The organism is Rugosimonospora africana (assembly GCF_016862975.1).
GTDB lineage: Bacteria > Actinomycetota > Actinomycetes > Mycobacteriales > Micromonosporaceae > Rugosimonospora > Rugosimonospora africana.
This window is the reverse complement of the sequence record NZ_BONZ01000015.1, coordinates 1-19,527: the sequence shown is the minus strand read 5'-3', so window position 1 is coordinate 19,527 and position 19,527 is coordinate 1. Positions and strand designations below refer to the sequence as shown.

Genomic DNA, 19,527 nt, shown 5'->3' with positions numbered 1-19,527 from the left:
GCGACGCCGCCCGGATCTCCAGATCCGGGCGGCGTCAGTACGCGTACGCGCGTCAGTACGAGTAGAAACCCTGGCCGGTCTTGCGGCCCAGGTCGCCCGCGGCAACCATGCGCTGCAGCAACTCCGGCGGGAAGAACTTCTCGTCGGCGGTGTCCGTGTAGATGTTCTTCGTCGCGTGCAGCAGGACGTCGACACCGGTGAGGTCGGTGGTGGCCAGCGGGCCCATCGGGTGCCCGAAGCCGAGCTTGCACGCGATGTCCAGATCCTCCGCCGACACGACGCCACTCTCCACGAGCTTCACCGCCTCGACCACCAGGGCGGATATCAGGCGGGTGGTGACGAACCCGGCGATGTCCCGGTTCACCACGATCGTGGTCTTGCCGATCTCCTCCGCGAACGTCTTCACGGTCGCCAGCGTCGCGTCCGACGTCTTGTACCCGCGCACCAGCTCGCAGAGCTTCATCAGCGGTACCGGCGAGAAGAAGTGCGTACCGACCACCGACTCCGGCCGCGAGGTGGCCACGGCGATCTGGGTGACCGGAATGGCGCTGGTGTTCGTGGCCAGTACGGCATCGTCCTTGCAGATGCCGTCCAGCGCCCGGAACACCTCCTGCTTCACGTCCAGCTGCTCGAATACGGCTTCGACCACGATGTCCGCATCGGCGGCCGCGTCCAGCTCGGTGGTCGTGGTGATCCGGCCGAGCGTCGCGGCGACATCATCGGCGGCGATGACACCCTTGCTGGCGAACTTCTCCAGCGACTTCTCGATGCCGGCCAGCCCTCGACCGGTGGCCTGGGTGGTCAGGTCGCGCAGCACGACCGACCAGCCGGCCTGCGCGGCGACCTGTGCGATTCCGGACCCCATCAGTCCGGCCCCGATGACCGCGAGGCGACCCGCCATGTCCGTCCTCCCCTGCTCCGTGGCAACCTTGGCAAGCACCCTAACCGGGCCGCCTGAACGGGCGATCAGCCGGCCCAACTCAACCGGCTGCGCTCCGGATCGTCGAGTGGGACACTGAGCACGTGCCCCTCGCCAGCATGTACGTCGCCGGACCACTGGTCGCCTTCGGGGTGATCGGCATCCTCGCGGGGATCCTGCGCTGGGCGTCCAGCAGTGAGTTCAAGGCAGACATCCCGGACCAGACCGCGACGAACGACTTCGGCCTGCTGCGGCCGGTCGCGACCGTCGAAGACCAGTCCGTCGCCCGCGCACTGCGCCAACTGCTGAAACGTGCGGGGATCCGGGCGACGGTCGCGCCGGCCGGCGACGGTTGGGTGCACGTGCTGGTCTTCGAGTCAGAGTTGGACCGGGCGCGCAGGCTGACCGACGGCGCCATCTGAGCCGGCGCTATCCGACCCGAGCCCGCTGCGCCAGCGCCGTCTGGGCCGACGTCATCTCGGCCGGCGCCATCCGAGCCGACAGCGATCTGAGCCGACCAGCGATCTGAGCCGACCAGCGATCTGAGCCGACCAGCGCTTCGCCGCCTGAAGCCGGCGACCCGCCCAGACGGTTCAGAAGTCGAACGAAGGCTCTTCCGGAGCTACCAGGCGCTCCACCGCCACACCCAGTCCCTGCAGGTCGTCGATGAAGTTCGGGTACCCGCGGTCGATGTGGTGCACGTTGCTCACCTCGGTGACACCGTCGGCGCACAGGCCCGCCATGACCAGCCCGGCGCCCGCCCGGATGTCGGTCGCCCGTACCGGTGCCGACGACAGCCGGTCCCGGCCCCGTACCGCCGCGTGGTGGCCGTCGGTGCGGATGTCCGCACCCAGCCGGGCCATCTCGTTGATGAACATGAACCGGCCGTCGAAGATGTTCTCGGTGATCAGGGAGGTGCCCTCGCTGACCGAGGCCAGCCCGACCGCCATCGGAAGCAGGTCGGTGGCGAACCCCGGGTACGGCAGGGTGGACACATCCACCGCCCGGGGCCGGCGATCCATGGTGACCCGGAACGCGTTCGGCTCGGTCATCACCTCGCCCCCGGCACTGATCACCTTGTCGAGCGCTATCTCCAGGAACGTCGGGTTGACACCCCGTACGGTGACCGAACCCCGGGTCATCGCGGCCGCGAACGCCCAGGTACCGGCGACGATCCGGTCCCCCACCGTCTGGTGCGCCACCGGGTGCAGTTCCGGCACGCCCTCGATCTGCAGCTTGGAGGTACCCGCGCCGGAGATGTGCGCGCCCATGCCCACGAGCATCTGGCAGATGTCAACGATCTCCGGCTCGCGGGCCGCGTTGTCGATCTCCGTGACGCCGTCCGCCAGGACCGCCGCCATCAGCAGGTTCTCGGTGGCACCGACGCTGGGGAAGTCCAGCCAGATGGTCGCGCCGTGCAGCCCCGAGGGCGCCGAGGCGATCACGAAGCCGTGCTCGCTGGCGATGTCCGCACCCATCCGGGTCAGGCCCGCTATGTGCATGTCCAGCCCGCGCGACCCGATCGCGTCGCCCCCCGGATGGGCCACCCGCACGTACCCGCACCGGGCCAGCAGCGGGCCGAGTACGCAGATCGACGCGCGCAGCCGCCGCACCAGGTCATAATCGGCCTCGGTACCCGGTTTGTCCGGAGCGTCGACCGAGATCACGCCGTCGGTGAAGGTCACATCGCAGCCCAGCCGGCGCAGCACCTCCGCCATGATCAGAATGTCTGTGATCTTGGGTACCTGCGAGATCTCCGATCGGCCGGTGGCGAGCAGCGCCGCCGCCATCAGCTTGAGCGCGGAGTTCTTCGCCCCGCCCACCATCACTTCGCCCGACAAGCGAGCGCCGCCGACCACCCGGATCATGTCCACGCCGGCAATCGTAGGGGTATCCGCCACGAGAAGCTTTTCCCCCGGGCCGCTTGACCTGCCCGCCCACACCCCGGGCGGGCCTGGCGACCCTAGACTTCGCTTCATGGCCGTACACCTCACCCGCATCTACACCAAGACCGGCGACGCCGGCACGACCGGACTCGGCGACGGTTCGCGGGTCCGCAAGACCGACACGCGCCTCGCCGCCTACGCCGACACTGACGAGTGCAACGCCGCGATCGGCGTCGCACTGGCGATGGGTCAGCTTCCCGGCGAGGTACGGGGCGTTCTCACGGTGGTGCAGAACGACCTGTTCGACGTGGGCGCCGACCTGTCCAACCCGATCGTGGCGGAACCGAAGTCCCCACCGCTGCGAATCACGGAAGATTACGTCACCAGGTTGGAGGGCTGGTGCGACGAGTTCAACGCGCAACTGGCCAATCTGGACTCGTTCATCCTGCCTGGCGGGACGCCCGGCGGCGCGTTGCTGCACGCCGCGCGTACTGTGGCCCGGCGCGCCGAGCGCTCGGCCTGGGCACTGTACGAACAGGACGAGGAGCGCACCAACCCGCTCGCCATCACATACCTCAACCGGCTGTCTGACCTGCTGTTCATCCTGTCCCGGGTGGCAAACCCGGACGGCGACGTGAAGTGGGTGCCGGGCGGCGGCCGGTGAGCATCCGGGCAGCCGGGACGCTCGGACTGCACCACGTCGAACTCTGGGTACCCGACCTGAGCGCCGCCGAGACGTGCTGGGGCTGGCTGCTCGGCGCGATGGGTTGGGAACCGTACCAGAACTGGCCGGACGGGCGTTCCTGGCGCCTCGGCGACACGTACCTGGTGGTCGAGCAGTCGCCGGCGCTGACCGGGAAGGTGCACGACCGGTGCGCCCCGGGCCTCAACCACCTCGCGTTCCACGCCGGTACCCGCGACCGCGTGGATGAGCTGGTCGCCAGCGCGGTGGAGCACGGCTGGACGCTGATGTTCGCGGATCGTCATCCGCACGCGGGCGGCCCCGATCACTACGCCGGGTTCCTGGAGGACGGCCATGGGTACGAGGTTGAGCTGGTGGCGGATCCCGCTTAGCCTGGCGATCCTGCTCACCGCCGGGTGCACCGGCCAGGAGCGGGCCACGGGCGGGCACACCGGCACCGGTCCGGCCGTCCCGGCCTGGCGGGCGGTGACCCTGCCGGCCACCGGTTCCGGACGGGTCGAGGTACGGGACGTGGCGGCCTGTCCCGGCCACTGGTACGCGGCCGGCGGGTACCTGCTGCCCGACGGCTCCACCCGCCCGGCGCTGTGGACCAGCAGCGACGCGGAGCGCTGGACGGCCGTTCCTGTGCGGCCCACCTCGGTGTACGGCCCCGCGCAGCTGCTGTCCGCGGTCGCCTGCCGGGGCGCCGAGGTGGCCGCCGTGGGCTCGACGGCCGGCGGGGTGCACGCCAATCCGCGCATCAGCACCTGGATCTCCACCGGCGGCGGCCGGCTGGACGAGGTACCGGCGGCATTCGAGCTGTACGGCGGCCCGGACGCGATCGGCGTCGGCAGGATCGCGGCCGGCCCGACCGGCTGGCTCATCACCGGTACCTGGCGGGACGCCAACGGGCAGGCCGGCGCGGCAGTCTGGTTCACACCGGACGGCCGGGACTTCCGGCGCGTCGACGCCGATCCCGCCCTGGAGTCCGACGCCCGCGGGCAGACCGCCGTGCTGGACGCGGTCGGCGGCGTCCTCGGGCAGGATTCCGGTCCGGCCGGGACCGGGTCTGGCTTCCCCGGCGCCGCCGCGACAGGGCCGGGGTTCACCGCCGTCGGGAACGTCATCACGCCCGGGTCCCGGACGGCCGCCAGGGACCCGGTCGTGTGGACCTCACCGGACGGTTTGTCCTGGCGTCGCGAGACGATCCCGGCCGGCGCCGAGGATGAGGCGCTGGAGCGTGCCGCCCGGTACGGCGACGGTGTGCTCGCCGTCGGCGAGCGGGGCCACGGCTTCGGCGCCTGGCTGGGTACCTCGGGCGGATGGCGGGCCGCCGGCCGGTTCGGCACGTTCGCCGGTACCGACCTGCCGATCGTCACCGGGCTGGCCGTCGTCACCGGACTCGCCGCAGGGTCCGCTCAGCGCGCCTATGCGCTCGCCGGGGACGGCACCCGGTACCGGCTGTGGGCCAGCACGGATCTGGCGTCCTGGACAGAGCTGACGCTGCCGGCCACGGTACCGGCCGGCGATCAGCGACTGGTCAGCCTCACCGGTACCGGTGACCGGCTGTTGCTGGCCGCCGAGGACGGCCAGGCGACCCGACTCTGGACGGCCGCCGGCTAGAGCGACAGGCCCGCGCTCAGCGGGCGGCCAGCCGGATGCTCGCGCCACCGGGCGGCGCGGCCTCGATCCAGGACAGGAACCCGGTGAGCGTGGCCTCCGCCATGGCGATCTCCACCGGCGCGTGGTTGCTGGTGCACCGCACGATCACCCAGTCGTCGGGCAAGACCAGCAGCTCCGGGGAGTCTGGCACCCGGCGGCTCTCCACGGCGAGATGGCGCCGGGACAGTATCCGGCGCGGCCGCAGGGCGAAGCTGAAGACCCGGTACCACCGCAGTTCGTCGCCGACGAACCGGGCGATGCCCGGAGACCAGCCGCGGCCGGCGATCAGCGTGGACAGCCGGAAGCTCAGCTCGATGGTGCCGCGACCGCGGGCGATGATCTCACGCCGGACGAACAGCACGCCCAGCGCGCAGAGCAAGATGAGAACGCCGATTCCGATCCATTCGATGATCCGCATCGGCGTCTGGGCTCAGTGGGCCGTGTCGGCGGATGCCGGCTGGCAGCTCTCCGCGAGGACCGTGGCTCCGTTGGCGTCGACCGACAGGAAGCCACCGGCCACGTCGTAGGCCAGATCGCCCTCCGGGCGTTTGATCCTTATCTGAGCGGGCTCGGCGAGCTGTCCCAACAGTGGCGCGTGGCCGTGCAATATGCCAAGCTCACCCTCGGTGGTGCGGGCGACCAGCATGTCGGCCTCACCGGACCAGACCTTCTCCTCGACGGATACGACGTCGACATGCAGTTGATTGGCCACGACCTACGGTCTCCTCATGGATAAGAGTGAGGGGTTGCCCGAGTCTAAACGACTGACTATTCCCCGCGACACCGGGGGCGGCCGACAACACTCCGCCCGGGTGACGCGAACGGCGGCCGTCCAACGGGCGGCCGCCGTCTCACGCGGTTTGCCTTACTGGTCGTTCTGCTTCATCAGGTCGTGCGCCTGGCGCTCCAGGTCCTCCAGGCCACCGCACATGAAGAACGCCTGCTCGGGGAAGTGGTCGAACTCGCCCTCGCTGATCTTCTTGAACGCCTCGACCGTCTCCTTGATCGGGACGAACGAGCCTTCGATGCCGGTGAACTGCTTGGCCACGAAGGTGTTCTGGGACAGGAAGCGCTCGATGCGCCGAGCCCGCTGGACCGTGACCTTGTCCTCCTCGGACAGCTCGTCGATGCCAAGGATCGCGATGATGTCCTGCAGGTCCTTGTACCGCTGGAGGATCCGCTTCACCTCGGACGCCACCGTGTAGTGGTCCTGGCCGACGTACTCGGCCGCGAGGATTCGGGAGCTGGAGGCCAGCGGGTCCACGGCCGGGTAGATGCCCTTGTCGGACACCGACCGCTCCAGGTTGGTGGTCGCGTCCAAGTGGGTGAACGTGGTCGACGGCGCCGGGTCGGTGTAGTCGTCGGCCGGCACGTAGATGGCCTGCATCGAGGTGATGGCCTGACCCCGGACCGAGGTGATCCGCTCCTGCAGCTCACCCATCTCGTCGGCGAGCGTGGGCTGGTATCCCACGGCCGAGGGCATCCGGCCCAGCAGGGTGGACACCTCGGACCCGGCCTGGGTGAACCGGAAGATGTTGTCGATGAACAGCAGCACTTCCTGCTTCTGCACGTCGCGGAAGTACTCCGCCATGGTCAGCGCGGACAGCGCGACCCGCAGCCGGGTGCCCGGCGGCTCGTCCATCTGCCCGAAGACCAGCGCGGTCTTGTCGATGACGCCGGTCTCGGTCATCTCCAGGATGAGGTCGTTGCCCTCACGGGTACGCTCACCCACCCCGCCGAACACGGACACGCCACCGAAGTTGTTGGCGACCCGGTAGATCATCTCCTGGATGAGTACCGTCTTGCCCACGCCCGCGCCGCCGAACAGGCCGATCTTGCCGCCCTTGACGTACGGGGCGAGCAGGTCGAGCACCTTGATGCCGGTCTCCAGCATCTCGGTCTTCGGCTCCAGGTCGGCGAAGGCGGGCGCGTGCCGGTGGATCGGCCAGCGGTCCTTGATCTCCAGCTTCGCCGGGTCGGCGTTGAGCACGTCCCCGATCGCGTTGAACACGTGGCCCTTGGTCACGTCGCCGACCGGTACCGAGATCGAGGCACCGGTGTCGGTGACCTCGGTGCCCCGGACCAGGCCGTCGGTCGGCTGCATCGAGATCGCCCGGATCATGTTGTCGCCCAGGTGCTGGGCCACTTCCAGGGTCAGCGTCCGCTTACCGCCGGACAGCTCGACGTCCACGTGCAGCGCGTTGTAGATGTCGGGCATCGCGTCGCGGGGGAACTCGGCGTCCACCACCGGGCCGATGACCCGGACAACCCGACCTACCGCGGTCTTGGTGTCAGTCTCTACAGAGGCAGTCATCACACTTCTCTTCCCGCCGCGGCGAGCGCGTTCGCGCCGCCGACAATTTCGCTGATCTCCTGGGTGATATCGGCCTGACGGGCCGAGTTCATCGCCCTTGTGTAGGTTGTGAGCAGATCGTCCGCGTTGTCGCTGGCCGCCTTCATGGCCCGCCGCCGTGACGCCGACTCGCTCGCCGCCGAGTCCAGCAACGCCGCGAAGATCCGGGTGTTGATGTACTTGGGCAGCAACGCGTCGAGCAGGGTTTCCGGGTCCGGCTCGAACTCGTACGCCGGGAGCAGCCCTTCCGCGTGCTCGGTCTGCATCGGAGCCAGGAAGTTGGCCGCGGGTGCCTGTGTCATCAGCGACCGGAACTGGGTGGAGACCACGTGCAGCTCATCAACCCCGTGTACCCCGTCGTGGCCCGGATCACCCAGATCGTCGTCCGCACCCGCGGTGAATGCCTTGATCAGCGTCTCGCCCACCTCGCGCGCGTTCTCGAACTGCGGCTGCTCGGAGAAGCCCGTCCAGCTCGCCTCGATCGGCCGGTTCCGGAACCGGTAGTACGCGACGCCCTTCCGGCCGATCACGTACAGCACGCATTCCTTGCCGTCCTCACGCAGCCGTGCCATGAGCTGTTCGGCGGTACGGATCGCGTTGATGTTGTACCCGCCGGCCAGCCCGCGGTCGCTGGTGATCAGCAGTACCCCGGCACGCCGGACCCGCTCCCGCGGGACCAGCAGCGGATGGTCGATCGCCGCCTTGGACGCCAGCGCGCTGAGCACCTGGGTGATCGCGTCGGCGTACGGCCGGGCAGCGCCCACACGCTCCTGCGCCCTCGCGATCCGGCTGGTGGCGACCAGCTCCTGCGCCTTGGTGATCTTTTTGATCGACTTGACCGTCCGGATCTTCCGGCGCATCGCCTGGAGTTGAGCGGGCATGGCTTACTGCCCCTGGCCCGAGGGCGGGGACACCTGCCGGACGGTCTCCCGGCTCTCCACACCGTCCTGCATTGCCTCGGCTGGCGCCTCGTTCACCTCGCGCTGCTGCTGCGAGGCCTGGAACTCGGACTTGAATTCCTGCACCGCGCTGTCGAGCTGGGCGACGATGTCGTCGTCCCAGTTACCGGCGGCGATGGATGCCAGCGTGTCCTTCTTGTTGTGGCGCAGGTACTGCAGCAGTTCGCCCTCGAACCGGCCGACATTGGAGAGGTCGATGTCGTCGAGCTTGCCGTTGGTACCGGCCCAGATCGAGACGACCTCCTCCTCCACCGGGTACGGGTGGTAGTTCGGCTGCTTCAGCAGCTCGACCAGGCGGCCACCGCGGTCCAGCTGGGCGCGGGAGGCGCGGTCCAGGTCCGACGCGAAGGCGGAGAACGCCTCCAGCTCACGGAACTGGGCCAGGTCGAGCCGGAGCCGGCCGGCCACCCGGCGCATCGGCTTGGTCTGCGCGCTACCACCGACCCGGGACACCGAGGTACCGACGTTGATCGCCGGCCGGACGCCCGAGTTGAACAGGTCGGTCTCAAGGAAGATCTGACCGTCGGTGATCGAGATGACGTTGGTCGGGATGTACGCCGAGATGTCGTTGCCCTTGGTCTCGATGATCGGCAGACCGGTCATCGAGCCCGCGCCAAGGTCGTCGGAGAGCTTCGCGCAGCGCTCCAGCAGCCGGGAGTGCAGGTAGAACACGTCGCCCGGGTACGCCTCGCGGCCCGGCGGGCGGCGCAGCAGCAGGGACACCGCGCGGTACGCCTCGGCCTGCTTGGTCAGGTCGTCGAAGACGATCAGCACGTGCTTGCCGGCGTACATCCAGTGCTGGCCGATGGCCGAACCGGTGTACGGCGCGAGGTACTTGAAGCCGGCCGGGTCGGAGGCCGGCGAGGAGACGATGGTCGTGTACTCCATCGCGCCGTGCTCTTCCAGCGTGCCCCTCACCGATGCGACGGTGGACGCCTTCTGCCCGATCGCGACGTAGATGCAGCGCACCTGGCGCTGCGGGTCGCCGGACTTCCAGTTGTCACGCTGGTTGAGGATCGTGTCGATGGCGATCGTGGTCTTGCCGGTCTTGCGGTCGCCGATGATCAGCTGGCGCTGGCCCCGACCGATCGCGGTCATCGCGTCGATGGCCTTGATCCCGGTCTGCAACGCCTCCTTGACCGGCTGGCGGGCCATCACGTTGGGAGCCTGGAGCTCCAGCTCGCGGTACCCCTCGTTCTCGATGTCGCCGAGCGCGTCCAGCGGGTTGCCCAGCGGGTCGACGACCCGGCCGAGGAACTTGTCACCGACCGGCACCGAGAGCACGCGGCCGGTCCGCTTGACACGCTGGCCCTCCTCGACGCCGGAGTAGTCGCCGAGGATCACGACGCCGATCTCGCGGACGTCGAGGTTCAGCGCCACGCCGAGCGTGCCGTTCTCGAACTCCAACAGCTCGTTGGTCATGGTCGAGGGCAGGCCCTCGATGTGGGCGATGCCGTCACCCGCGTCGGTAACGGTACCGACCTCCTCGCGGGAGATCTCCGGCTTGTACGACGTGACGTAGCGCTCCAGCGCGCCGCGGATCTCGTCGGAGGAGATGGTCAGCTCGGCCATCCGCTGCTACCCCTGTATCTCTAGCTTGTGAAAGTCGGTCTCTATCGGAGCGGGCCGGTCAAGCGGCCGGCATACCCACGCCCGCAGCCGGCCCTCAGGCCCGCCCGGCTTGTGGGTGGGCCGGTCGAGTGGCCGGTCGGTGCGCATCATTTGCCCAGTGCGCTGCGCGCCTCGGTGAGTCGGCGCAGCACGGTTCCGTCGTAGAGGTCGCTCCCGACCCGGACGGAGAGCCCGCCGATCACGGTGGGGTCGACACTCACCCGAACGGATACCCGTCGACCGTACATCTGTTCCAGTCGGTCACCCAACCGGCGTTCCTCGTCGTCGGACAGCACCGAGGCCGCCGTGACGTACGCCACCTGCCGGTCGCGCTTCGCGGCGGCCAGCTCGACCAGGCGAGTCAGCGACGCCGAGAATCCCCGGCCGCCGAAGCCGACCAGGGCCAGCTTGACCAGGCGTACCGTGACCTGCCGCGCCTTGCCGTCGAGCAGATCGTCCACGAGCCGGCCCCGCTGCTCGACCGGCACGGTCGAGTCGGAGAGCACGGCGGCCAACTGCGGCGAGCCGTCGGCGACGTGGTTGAACCGGAACAGCTCGTCCTCGACCTCGCCCAGCTCGTCCGACCGGTCCGCGGCGGCCAGTAGCACCGCTACGCCCAGCCGTTCGGCCGAGTCGAGCAGCCGACCCGGCGCCGACCAGCGTCCGGCGGCCAGGGTGGACGTGAGGTCCACAGCCTCGTCGCCGACCTTGCCGGCCAGCAGGCCGCGGAGCAGCTCGGACCGCTCCTGCCCGTCGCGGGCCGAATCGGCCAGCGCTCGGCGCAGTCGCGGCTCCCGGACCAGCAGGTTGGCGACCGCGAGCACCTCGTCGGCGATCTCGGTGAGCCGATCCGGAGTCGTGCCCGAGGCGAGCGACTCCAGCTTCTGCTCCGCCGCCCGGTAGGCGTCCCGGTCGGTACTGGTCTCCATCAGCTGGCCGTTTCCAGATCGCTCAGGAACCGGTCGACCGTCCCCCGGCGCCGGACCTCGTCGGTGAGCGCCTCGCCGACGATCTTGCTGGCCAGGTCGACCGCGAGGTCGCCGATCTCGGCCCGCAGTTCCCGAATGATCGTCGCCCGGTGCTGATCGAGCTGCTGCTGACCGGACTCGAGGATCCGGTCGCGCTCCTCGCGGACCTGAACCAGCATGTCCTCACGGATCTGGTTGGCGTCCGCGTGTGCCCGGTCACGGATCTTCGCTGCCTCGGTCCGGGCCTCGGCCAGCTGCTGCTTGTACTGCTCGAAAAGCGCGTTGGCCTCCGCCTGACGCTCCTCGGCCCGCTTGATCCCGCCCTCGATCGCGTCGACCCGGGCCTTGAAGGTGTCCTCCATCCGGGGGAAGACGTACTTGCGCAGCACGAAGTAGAGCACGCCGAACGCGATCAGGCCGAGAACCAGTTCCTGCCAGATCGGCAGGACTGGGTTCGGCGTTTCCGCCGCCAGTACGTGCATGGGAACCCCTCCCTGGGAGCCGTTGAGCGCAAAGCCGACTACGTGCCCGACTACCCGGTCGTCTCGCGACCACCCGGTCGTCGGACCGCTTATCTACTTACTTTCCGGCCTGCCACACGAAACCGAAGGCGATACCGAACAACGCCAGCGCCTCGACCAGAACGAAGCCGAGGAACAGGTAGGTCCGGGTGAGGCCGGCCGACTCGGGCTGGCGCGCGGTCGAGTTGATGTAGGCGGCGAAGATGAGGCCGATGCCGATCGCCGGGCCGATAGCGGCCAGGCCGTAGCCGACGGCGGCGAGACTGCCGGATACTCCGGATCCTGCGGCGAGAATCATTACGGGATTCCTCCTGATTGCCCACGTGACTCTCACGCGGGAGGTTTGGAACGACGAAATCTAGGGCCGGTCAGTGCTCTTCTGTCAGCGAGGTCTGCAGGTAGACCGCGTTCAGGATGGCGAAGACGTATGCCTGCAGCAGCGCGACCAGCAGCTCGAGGAAGGTCAGGACGATGTCCATCGCCCAGGACAGCACGCCGATCGGCTTGTAGAGGATCGTGCCCGACTGGAACAGCACGAACCCGCCGAGGGTGAAGACCAGCAGGATGAAGTGCCCGGCGAACAGGTTCGCGAACAACCGGACCGACAGGGTGAACGGCCGGACGATGAAGTTCGACAGGAACTCCAGCGGGATCAGCAGCGGCATCAGCCACAGCGGCGCACCCGCCGGCATCGTCATGTTCCGGAAGTAGCGCCCCGCACCGTGCTTGCGGATGCCCACGTAGATGTAGAGGACCCAGCTGATCAGGGCGAGCGCGGCCGGGAACGCGATGTGCGCGGTCGGCGCGATCTGGAAGAACGGCACGATGGACATCAGGTTCATCACGCCGATGAATGACAGCAGCGTCACAACGTACGGCGCGAACCGGATGCCCTCCGGCCCGATCACGTCGCCGGCGATGCCGTTACGGCCGAAACCGTAGACAGACTCCGCTAACCACTGGGTCTTCGTCGGAACAAGCTTCGGCTTCCGGTACGAGACCAGGAAAAAGATCAAAATGATCGCTACCGCGATCCACACCATGACGGTGAATTTGGTGATCCATGGATAGAAATAACCGGGCAGATAGAAGTCGTCGACGCTGGGTGGCCATGGAACACCACCAGCGAGAACGCTTGACTGTCCGTTCACCGCTCCCCTTCCAACCCGTCAGGCTCCAAGCCGGCGCATGGTCAGGTAGATTCCCGCCCCTGCGCCGAGGATGCAACCGACGCCGATTGCGATCCCGTCCGTCCTGAGCCAGTGGTCCGCCAGCCACCCGACGAATCCCCAGAATCCAATCCCGGCGATCAGGTAGCTCAGCGCCGTCCAACCGAGATGGGCATCGGACATTGAATTCCGATGCTCGTTCGGAGGCTGGTCACCGGCCATGACGGGCGAACCATATCAGTCGCTGAAAGGGTGATGTGCACCGACCCCCGCGGCCTACCGCTAGCGGGGGTGTCCGACATCGAGGGCCGGTATCTCCGGTGCGCGTCACACCCTACTACTCCGGCGCGAGTTGACGAGCCCATCTCGCCAACGAACTCAGACTTCGGACACCAGACCGTTATCTGCTGTTCATCGCTCCCAGGTAACGCCCAGACTTCGCGGATCCGGCTCACAGCTCCACGTACGCGATGCGGGCGTGCCAGGTCCACCATGCCTGCGCGACGATCCAGCCGAGCACGCTGCCCAGCACCGCGACACCCATCGGCTTGAGGCCGGCCCAGCCGCTGGCCGCGATGGTGCTCATGACGAGGCCGATGATCGTGAACTTGAGCGCGTACGTGGTCAGGCCCACCGGCAGGATCAGCCTCGGGTCGACCGAGTCGGCCCACGCGATGACCAGGCTGCCGATCGTGTAGCTCGCGGCGACCAGGCCGATGCCGGCGGCCACCCCGGCGATTCCCGCACCACCGCGCAACAACCCGCCGACGAGCACCCCGACCACCAGCAGGGCGGCCGAGGCGGCCAGGCCGGACGGGAGGTGGCGCAGTCGCTTTCGCACGCTTCGAGGGTACGCGGGGTTTCAGCCGGCCAGGAGAGCGGCCACCAGGGGACGGACCGTGGCGTCGATCTCGTCGGCCACCCGGGAGAAGAAGGCGTCCCCGCGTCCCCACGGGTCGTCAAGATCGTCCTCGGCTTCCGGAGGCTGCCCGCCCCGCACCCGGTCGACCGCCTCGACCAGCGCGACGCCCCGCGCGTACACCGGATCCGGCTCCGGCGCGTACGGCGGCAGCGTCCCCTGATCGATCTTGCCGAGGAGCCGGCCGAACTCGCCCAGCACGAACGTCCGCCCGGCCGAGTCCGCCCGTAGCCCGAGGATGTAGTCGACCTGCTCGGCGGTCGACGCGAGCACCAGATCGGCGGTGTCCAGGTGCTCGCCGAGCAGCTTGCGCGCGGCGAACCCGACGTCGTGCCCGCCTCGGCGGCGTACTTCCCGGGCGGCGGGCGGGTTCATCTCCTCGCCCGCGTGCCAGCCGCCGGTACCCCCGCTGGAGACGTAGATCAGCTCGTCGACCTTGTCGCCGACCCGTTCCCGGGCCGCCATCATCGTCAGCCGCTCGGCCATCGGCGAGCGGCAGATGTTGCCCATGCACACGTGCAGGACCGAGAACGGCGGCATCATGGTCACTCTCCGGGGCCCTCGATGTCCGGCACGACCTCGCGAAGTTTCTCCAGCGGGATGGCCCCGGCGCGGAGCAGCTTCGGTACCGACCCGGTCACGTCCACGATCGAGGAGGACATGGCGTCGGGGGCGGCGCTGCCGGCTTCCAGGTACACGCTGACCGAGAAGCCGAACTGCTCCCGGGCGTCGGTGGCGTTCGCGGCCGGCGGCTGACCGGTCTTGTTCGCGCTGGAGACCGCCATCGGGCCGGTCTCCGCGAGCACCTCCAGGGCCACCGGGTGCAGCGGCATGCGCAGGCCGACCGTGCCGCCGGTCTCCCCGATGTCCCAGTCCAGGCTCGGGGCGTGCTCGACGATGATCGTCAGGCCACCGGGCCAGAACGCCTCGGCGAGGTCCGCGGCCGCCGGTGGGAGGGTGAACACCAGGCCGTCGAGGGTCTGCCGGGAGCCGACCAGGACCGGCGAGGGCGTGTTGCGGTCGCGCCCCTTGGCAGTGAGCATGGCGGACACCGCCCAGCTCTTGAACGCGTCCGCCCCGATGCCGTACACCGTGTCGGTCGGCATCACCACAAGATCGCCCCGCTTGACCGCCTCGACGGCGGCCTCGATACCCCGGTCGCGCTCGGCGGTGGTGCGGCAGTCGTAGAGCATCACTGCGACAGATCCTCCCGGTGAGGTCCGGGCCCGCTTGACCGCGGTACCGCTGGCGCGGCGCCGCTGGCGGGCCCACTGCAGTCTGCCAAACGCCTGGCGGTTGCGAATCGGGGGCGCCCCGCGAGGTCCCGGTGATCTTCTATCTCCTCGTACCGGCCGTCCGCCCGCAGCAGGGCTGGTACCGCTTCGCCCTGCGAGTCGTCGTGCTCGATCCCGAGGTAGCCGCCCGGGCGCAGCAGCCCGGCCGAGCGCGCGATCACCGGCCCGATAACGGTCAGCCCGTCCGGCCCGCCGAAGATCGCCTCCCGGGGTTCGTACCCGGACACCTCCGGCGCCACCGGGTTCGCGTCCGGCACGTACGGCGGGTTGCACAACACCAGGTCGACCCGGCCGTCCAACTCCGTCAGCAGGGCCGGGTCCGTCACGTCCGCCGCCACGATCCGCGCCCCGGTACCGGCGGCGTTACGCCGCAACCAGTCCAGCGCCGAGGTCGAGCGCTCGACCGCGTACACGGTCGCCCCGTGGCACTCGGTGGCGACCGCCAGCGCGATCGCGCCGCTACCACTGGCAAGATCGACGACGATCGGCTCCTCGATTCCGGCCAGCCGCGCCAGCCCCCAGTCGACGAGCAACTCGGTCTCCGGTCGGGGGATGAAGGCGCCCGGCCCGACGGCCAACTCCAGGTACCGGAACGGGGCGAGCCCGGTCAGGTACTGCACCGGTACCCGGGTTGCCCGGGCCGCCACCAGGCGGCGCAGCAGGTCGAGGCGTTCCGGCGGCGGATCGGCGGCGATCGGAAGCCGGTTTCGGGGCACCCCGAGCGCGAACTCAGCGAGCAGCTCGGCGTCCACCCGTGCCGAATCAATTCCCACATCGGCGAGTTTCTGGGTGGCCTCCGCTATCGCTTCATGTACCTGTGACACCGCATAATCATGAGGCTGCGAAGTGTTGACCGTCACTGAGGGGGTCACGGCGTGGGTAGCGCCCCTGATCAACGCCACCCTGTCGTCGAGCCGGCCCGGGTGCCGGTCCCGGAACAACGTCGGCCTTCCGACCCCGTAGCCACGAGCGGGTCGGCGGCCGTCCCAGCCCGGGAGGAGTTGCCGCGCCTGCGGGTGCTGTTTCAGCACGGCCGGTCCGCCGAGGCGGTGGTCCTGGCCGATCGCCTGTTGGCCCACACCACCGATCCGGTGGTGCGCTCGGAGGCGCTGCTGTCCCGGATGGCCGCCCTGATCAATCTCGGCCGCCGGGCGGAGTTCACCGACGCCCTGGACGCCGCCGCCGAGGCGATCGACGCCGATCCGTCGCCCCGGCTCTACGGGCGGCTGCACTCGCTGGCCGCCATCGTGGCTCACCTGGACGACTCGCTCGAGCGCTGCGTCACCCATCTGGTACAGAGTTCCCGGGCGCTCAATCGGGTGGTCGAGGTCGACGAGGAGACCGCCTGCGCCTGGCATGACCTGGCCATGGCCTACTCGTACATCGGATTCCACGGGCACGCGCTGGCCGCCATGGACCGGTCACGGAAGATCGCCGTGGCCGCCGGCATCTCGGAATCGGACTACGTCACCCCGGCCATCAGGGTCCGGCTGGCCGTCTGGCACGACCACAACGGCGACACCGACGCGTGCGTACGGGTGCTGCGCGACGTGATCGACGACCTGACCTGGCACCGCCAGGCCACGAAGGGCGGGGCGGACGAGATCCGCCCGATCAGCCTCGGGGCCTATGGATACGCCATCGCCCGCTTGGCCGCGCTCGGCGAGGTCAGCGACGTGCCGGCCCGGCCGCTGCTGGACGGCGCCGGCCAGTCCCTGCGGGCCCGCGACCTGCGCCTCCTCGGTGAGGTCTGCCTGGCCATCGCCGACCGGAAGACCAGCACCGCGCTGGCCCTGCTCGACCAGTCCAACGTCGCCGCCTCCACGATGGGCGGCGCGGAGCCCTACCGGCTGCGCGCGCTGGCTCATCTCTCCGCCGGACAGCCGGCCGAGGCATACCTGGCCGATCGCCGGGCATACCGGGTCGCCGGGGCGCAGACCGAGCAGCTGCGCAACCTGTTCGTCGACGGCATGGCGGCCCGGATGGACCACGAGAGCATGCAGCGCACCGTCGCCCGTTACGCGGGCGAGGCGCTGACCGACCCGCTGACCGGGCTGCCGAACCGCCGCTTTCTGGAGCAGCACGTGGCCAAGCTGGTCGGCGAGGGCCACCAGGTGATCATCGGGGTCTGCGACCTGGACGGGTTCAAGCTGGTCAACACGGTGCACGGGCACCTGTCCGGCGACCTGGTCCTGCAGCGGATCGCCGGGGTACTGGCCCGGGTCATGCGCCGGGGCGACTTCGTGGCCCGCTACGGCGGCGACGAGTTCGTGGTCGTACTGCCGGACACCAACGCCGACCGGGCGCGGGAGATCGCACACCGGATCGTCGGCGCGGTCGACGGCGAGGACTGGTCGGCCCTCGTGCCCGGCACCCCGGTCGGGGTCACCATCGGTTGGTCCGAGGTGACCGCCCGGGGCCGGATCGCCGAGGCGTTCGCCGCGGCCGACCGGGCGATGCTGGAGATGAAGGCGAGTTAGACAGCCGGGCGGATCGCCGGCTCAGCGCCGGCTCAAATGATCCTCACCGGCCAGCCGGGCCTGCCGGTCCGCCTCGGTCAGCGCGTCCAGCACGCCGTCCAGGTCGCCGGCCATGACCAGCTCGAGGTTGTACCCGGTGTACCCGATCCGGTGATCCGAGATCCGGTTCTGCGGGAAGTTGTACGTGCGGATGCGCTCCGACCGGTCGACGGTGCGTACCTGCGCCTTCCGCGCGTCCGACGCGGCCGCCGCGGCCTGCTCCTGAGCCAGCTGAGCGAGCTTCGCCCGCAGCATCCGCATGGCGCGGTCCTTGTTCTGCAGCTGGGAGCGCTCGTTCTGGCAGGAGACCACGATGCCGGAGGGCAGGTGGGTGATGCGTACCGCCGAGTCGGTGGTGTTGACGCTCTGGCCTCCCGGTCCGCTGGACCGGAACACGTCCACCCGCAGGTCGCCGGGGTCGATCGAGACCTCGGCCTCCTCCGCCTCCGGGGTCACCAGTACCCCGGCCGCGGACGTGTGGATGCGGCCCTGCGACTCGGTCGCCGGTACCCGCTGTACCCGGTGGACGCCGCCCTCCCACTTGAGCCTCGACCAGACCCCGTACCCGCCGTCGGGTACCCGCTTGGTCTTGATCGCGACCGCGACGTCCTTGACGCCTCCGAGGTCGGATTCCTGGTCGTCGAGCACCTCGGTGACCCAGCCGCGCCGCTCCGCGTACCTCAGGTACATGCGCAGCAGGTCCCCGGCGAACAGCGCCGACTCCTCGCCGCCCTCACCCGCCTTGATCTCCAGGATGACGTCCTTGCCGTCGTCCGGGTCACGCGGGATGAGCAGCTCGGCGAGGCGCTCCTCCAGGCCGGGCAGGGTGTGCTCCAGCGCGGTCACCTCGGCCCCGAACCCGGCGTCCTCGACGGCCAGCTCGCGGGCCGCCACCAGATCCTCCTGGACCTGCGACAGCTCCTCGGCGGCCTTGTAGATCGGCGTCAGTTCGGCGAACCGGCGGCCGACCCGGCGCGCGGCGGCCTGGTCGGCGTGGATCGTCGGGTCGGCGAGACGCCGCTCCAGCTCGGCGTACTCGTCGAGAAGAGAGGCCAGTCGATCACGACCGTCGGCGGTGCCGGCGGAGGAGGCACGTTGATCTGCGGTCATCGATCCCTCACATGCGAACGGCGCCCGCCCCCGAGGCAGTCGGGAGCGGGCGCCGTGAACGTCGCTACTTGGCCTTCTTGGCGGCGGCCTTCGCGTACTTCTGCTGGAACTTGGCAACCCGGCCGGCGGTGTCGAGCACACGCTGCTTGCCGGTGTAGAACGGGTGGCACTCGCTGCAGGTCTCGGCGTGGATCTGGCCGTTCTTCGCCGTGCTGCGCGTGGTGAACGTGTGTCCGCAGGAACAGGTGACCACGGTGGTCCCGTACTGCGGGTGAATGTCGGGCTTCATGCCGTTTGTGTCCTTTCGTCCCTGGTCGCCGGGTCGCCTCGCGTTTTCTTGAGACGTGAACCGGAACCGCAAGCGGCAACTAGTGTGCCATGGCGTCGGTGTAACACGCCCCACCGGGTGCCTATTCCAGGTGAAGGGCGCTCCGGGTGCGGTTCGCAGGGGCCGGTGGGTGGGTGCCGGTTCGCGTAGCCTCGGGCGATACGCCAATCGGAGATGGAGCGATGCCCCCGCTGACGCCCGCCGATTTCGCTCCCTGAGCCTTGACGACTCTCGCTCCCTGAGCCTTGACGACGGAGGAGCCCCGGCCGAGATGGCCGGGGCTCCTTCCGTTTCCGCCGCTACTCGCCCGGTGTCGACTGGGCGATCTGCATGAGGAACTCGATGTTCGTGCGGCTCTTCTTCAACTGGGTCAACAGCAGGTCGATCGCCTGCTGGGAGTCCAGCGCGTGCAGCACCTTGCGCAGCTTGAGAACGATCGCCAACTCCTCGTGCGCGAGCAGGATCTCCTCCTTGCGCGTACCGGACGGGTCGATGTCGATCGCCGGGAAGACCCGCTTGTCGGCGATCTTCCGGTCGAGCTTGAGCTCGGCGTTGCCGGTGCCCTTGAACTCCTCGAAGATGACCGTGTCACCGGTGGAGCCGGTCTCGACGAGGGCGGTGGCGAT

At 69.3% G+C, this 19,527-nt stretch carries 23 protein-coding genes and 1 pseudogene; 5 read left to right on the top strand and 19 right to left on the bottom strand.

Annotated features, from left to right (window positions below):
- Window positions 1–52: 52 nt before the first annotated feature.
- Complete coding sequence (locus Raf01_RS08320; protein WP_203917164.1) at window positions 53–901, bottom strand: 3-hydroxyacyl-CoA dehydrogenase family protein; 849 nt, start codon at window positions 899–901, stop codon at window positions 53–55.
- 122 nt (window positions 902–1,023) lie between these two features.
- Between Raf01_RS08320 and Raf01_RS08315 the strand changes: the two genes are divergently transcribed.
- Window positions 1,024–1,341, top strand: coding sequence for a hypothetical protein (locus Raf01_RS08315; RefSeq protein ID WP_203917163.1), 318 nt, complete (start codon window positions 1,024–1,026; stop codon window positions 1,339–1,341).
- 171 nt (window positions 1,342–1,512) lie between these two features.
- Here the strand turns inward: Raf01_RS08315 and murA are convergent, their stop codons facing one another.
- Window positions 1,513–2,787 (bottom strand): UDP-N-acetylglucosamine 1-carboxyvinyltransferase, encoded by a 1,275-nt coding sequence (murA, locus tag Raf01_RS08310; RefSeq protein ID WP_239133479.1) that lies wholly within the window; start codon window positions 2,785–2,787, stop codon window positions 1,513–1,515.
- Between the two features lie 109 nt (window positions 2,788–2,896).
- On the opposite strand from murA, the gene Raf01_RS08305 reads away from it, so the two are divergent.
- The 3 genes from Raf01_RS08305 to Raf01_RS08295 are packed head-to-tail and all read left to right on the top strand — an operon-like array spanning window position 2,897 to window position 5,110.
- Complete coding sequence (locus Raf01_RS08305; RefSeq protein ID WP_203917161.1) at window positions 2,897–3,469, top strand: cob(I)yrinic acid a,c-diamide adenosyltransferase; 573 nt, start codon at window positions 2,897–2,899, stop codon at window positions 3,467–3,469.
- Window positions 3,445–3,879 carry a VOC family protein gene (locus Raf01_RS08300; protein WP_203917160.1) on the top strand — a complete coding sequence of 145 codons (435 nt, stop codon included), beginning with the start codon at window positions 3,445–3,447 and terminating at the stop codon, window positions 3,877–3,879. Before Raf01_RS08305 ends, Raf01_RS08300 begins: the two co-directional genes overlap by 25 nt.
- Window positions 3,842–5,110 carry a hypothetical protein gene (locus Raf01_RS08295; protein ID WP_203917159.1) on the top strand — a complete coding sequence of 423 codons (1,269 nt, stop codon included), beginning with the start codon at window positions 3,842–3,844 and terminating at the stop codon, window positions 5,108–5,110. Before Raf01_RS08300 ends, Raf01_RS08295 begins: the two co-directional genes overlap by 38 nt.
- 16 nt (window positions 5,111–5,126) lie before the next feature.
- On the opposite strand, the gene Raf01_RS08290 is transcribed toward Raf01_RS08295, so the two are convergent.
- The 14 genes from Raf01_RS08290 to prmC all read right to left on the bottom strand — a co-directional run bounded on the left by Raf01_RS08290 (window position 5,127) and on the right by prmC (window position 15,768).
- Window positions 5,127–5,567: a DUF2550 domain-containing protein gene (locus Raf01_RS08290; RefSeq protein WP_203917158.1), complete on the bottom strand. Its 441-nt coding sequence runs from the start codon at window positions 5,565–5,567 to the stop codon at window positions 5,127–5,129.
- A gap of 12 nt (window positions 5,568–5,579) precedes the next feature.
- Window positions 5,580–5,861, bottom strand: a complete 282-nt coding sequence (locus tag Raf01_RS08285; RefSeq protein WP_203917157.1) for a F0F1 ATP synthase subunit epsilon — start codon at window positions 5,859–5,861, stop codon at window positions 5,580–5,582.
- A gap of 153 nt (window positions 5,862–6,014) precedes the next feature.
- Window positions 6,015–7,463: a F0F1 ATP synthase subunit beta gene (atpD, locus tag Raf01_RS08280; RefSeq protein WP_203917156.1), complete on the bottom strand. Its 1,449-nt coding sequence runs from the start codon at window positions 7,461–7,463 to the stop codon at window positions 6,015–6,017.
- Window positions 7,463–8,383 (bottom strand): F0F1 ATP synthase subunit gamma, encoded by a 921-nt coding sequence (locus Raf01_RS08275; RefSeq protein WP_203917155.1) that lies wholly within the window; start codon window positions 8,381–8,383, stop codon window positions 7,463–7,465. The genes atpD and Raf01_RS08275 overlap by 1 nt, the downstream gene beginning before the upstream one ends.
- 3 nt (window positions 8,384–8,386) lie before the next feature.
- Window positions 8,387–10,033 (bottom strand): F0F1 ATP synthase subunit alpha, encoded by a 1,647-nt coding sequence (atpA, locus tag Raf01_RS08270; RefSeq protein ID WP_203917154.1) that lies wholly within the window; start codon window positions 10,031–10,033, stop codon window positions 8,387–8,389.
- Between the two features lie 146 nt (window positions 10,034–10,179).
- Complete coding sequence (locus tag Raf01_RS08265) at window positions 10,180–11,001, bottom strand: F0F1 ATP synthase subunit delta (RefSeq protein WP_203917153.1); 822 nt, start codon at window positions 10,999–11,001, stop codon at window positions 10,180–10,182.
- Window positions 11,001–11,522, bottom strand: coding sequence for a F0F1 ATP synthase subunit B (locus Raf01_RS08260; RefSeq protein WP_203917152.1), 522 nt, complete (start codon window positions 11,520–11,522; stop codon window positions 11,001–11,003). Before Raf01_RS08260 ends, Raf01_RS08265 begins: the two co-directional genes overlap by 1 nt.
- A gap of 97 nt (window positions 11,523–11,619) precedes the next feature.
- Window positions 11,620–11,859, bottom strand: a complete 240-nt coding sequence (gene atpE / locus Raf01_RS08255) for an ATP synthase F0 subunit C (RefSeq protein WP_203917151.1) — start codon at window positions 11,857–11,859, stop codon at window positions 11,620–11,622.
- A gap of 70 nt (window positions 11,860–11,929) precedes the next feature.
- Window positions 11,930–12,712 (bottom strand): F0F1 ATP synthase subunit A, encoded by a 783-nt coding sequence (atpB, locus tag Raf01_RS08250; RefSeq protein ID WP_203917150.1) that lies wholly within the window; start codon window positions 12,710–12,712, stop codon window positions 11,930–11,932.
- Between the two features lie 18 nt (window positions 12,713–12,730).
- On the bottom strand, window positions 12,731–12,952 hold the full coding sequence (locus tag Raf01_RS08245; protein WP_203917149.1) for an AtpZ/AtpI family protein: 222 nt from the start codon (window positions 12,950–12,952) through the stop codon (window positions 12,731–12,733).
- A gap of 229 nt (window positions 12,953–13,181) precedes the next feature.
- The gene (locus Raf01_RS08240; RefSeq protein ID WP_203917148.1) at window positions 13,182–13,571 is read right to left on the bottom strand and encodes a Cg1360 family ATP-synthase-associated protein; all 390 of its coding nucleotides are present in this window, start codon (window positions 13,569–13,571) and stop codon (window positions 13,182–13,184) included.
- Window positions 13,572–13,592: 21 nt separating this feature from the next.
- Entirely contained in the window at window positions 13,593–14,189 is a 597-nt protein-coding gene (locus tag Raf01_RS08235) for an arsenate reductase/protein-tyrosine-phosphatase family protein (RefSeq protein WP_203917383.1), read from the bottom strand.
- Between the two features lie 5 nt (window positions 14,190–14,194).
- On the bottom strand, window positions 14,195–14,842 hold the full coding sequence (locus Raf01_RS08230; protein ID WP_203917382.1) for an L-threonylcarbamoyladenylate synthase: 648 nt from the start codon (window positions 14,840–14,842) through the stop codon (window positions 14,195–14,197).
- Entirely contained in the window at window positions 14,842–15,768 is a 927-nt protein-coding gene (gene prmC, locus Raf01_RS08225; protein ID WP_239133461.1) for a peptide chain release factor N(5)-glutamine methyltransferase, read from the bottom strand. Before prmC ends, Raf01_RS08230 begins: the two co-directional genes overlap by 1 nt.
- 177 nt (window positions 15,769–15,945) lie before the next feature.
- Between prmC and Raf01_RS08220 the strand changes: the two genes are divergently transcribed.
- Window positions 15,946–17,424 carry a GGDEF domain-containing protein gene (locus Raf01_RS08220; RefSeq protein WP_239133460.1) on the top strand — a complete coding sequence of 493 codons (1,479 nt, stop codon included), beginning with the start codon at window positions 15,946–15,948 and terminating at the stop codon, window positions 17,422–17,424.
- A gap of 21 nt (window positions 17,425–17,445) precedes the next feature.
- On the opposite strand, the gene prfA is transcribed toward Raf01_RS08220, so the two are convergent.
- The 3 genes and pseudogenes from prfA to Raf01_RS08205 form a co-directional block, all read right to left on the bottom strand.
- Window positions 17,446–18,573, bottom strand: coding sequence for a peptide chain release factor 1 (gene prfA, locus Raf01_RS08215; protein WP_203917147.1), 1,128 nt, complete (start codon window positions 18,571–18,573; stop codon window positions 17,446–17,448).
- Between the two features lie 64 nt (window positions 18,574–18,637).
- Window positions 18,638–18,862, bottom strand: coding sequence for a 50S ribosomal protein L31 (gene rpmE / locus Raf01_RS08210; protein ID WP_203917146.1), 225 nt, complete (start codon window positions 18,860–18,862; stop codon window positions 18,638–18,640).
- 338 nt (window positions 18,863–19,200) lie between these two features.
- A pseudogene (locus Raf01_RS08205) lies at window positions 19,201–19,527 on the bottom strand (transcription termination factor Rho); the annotation flags it as partial.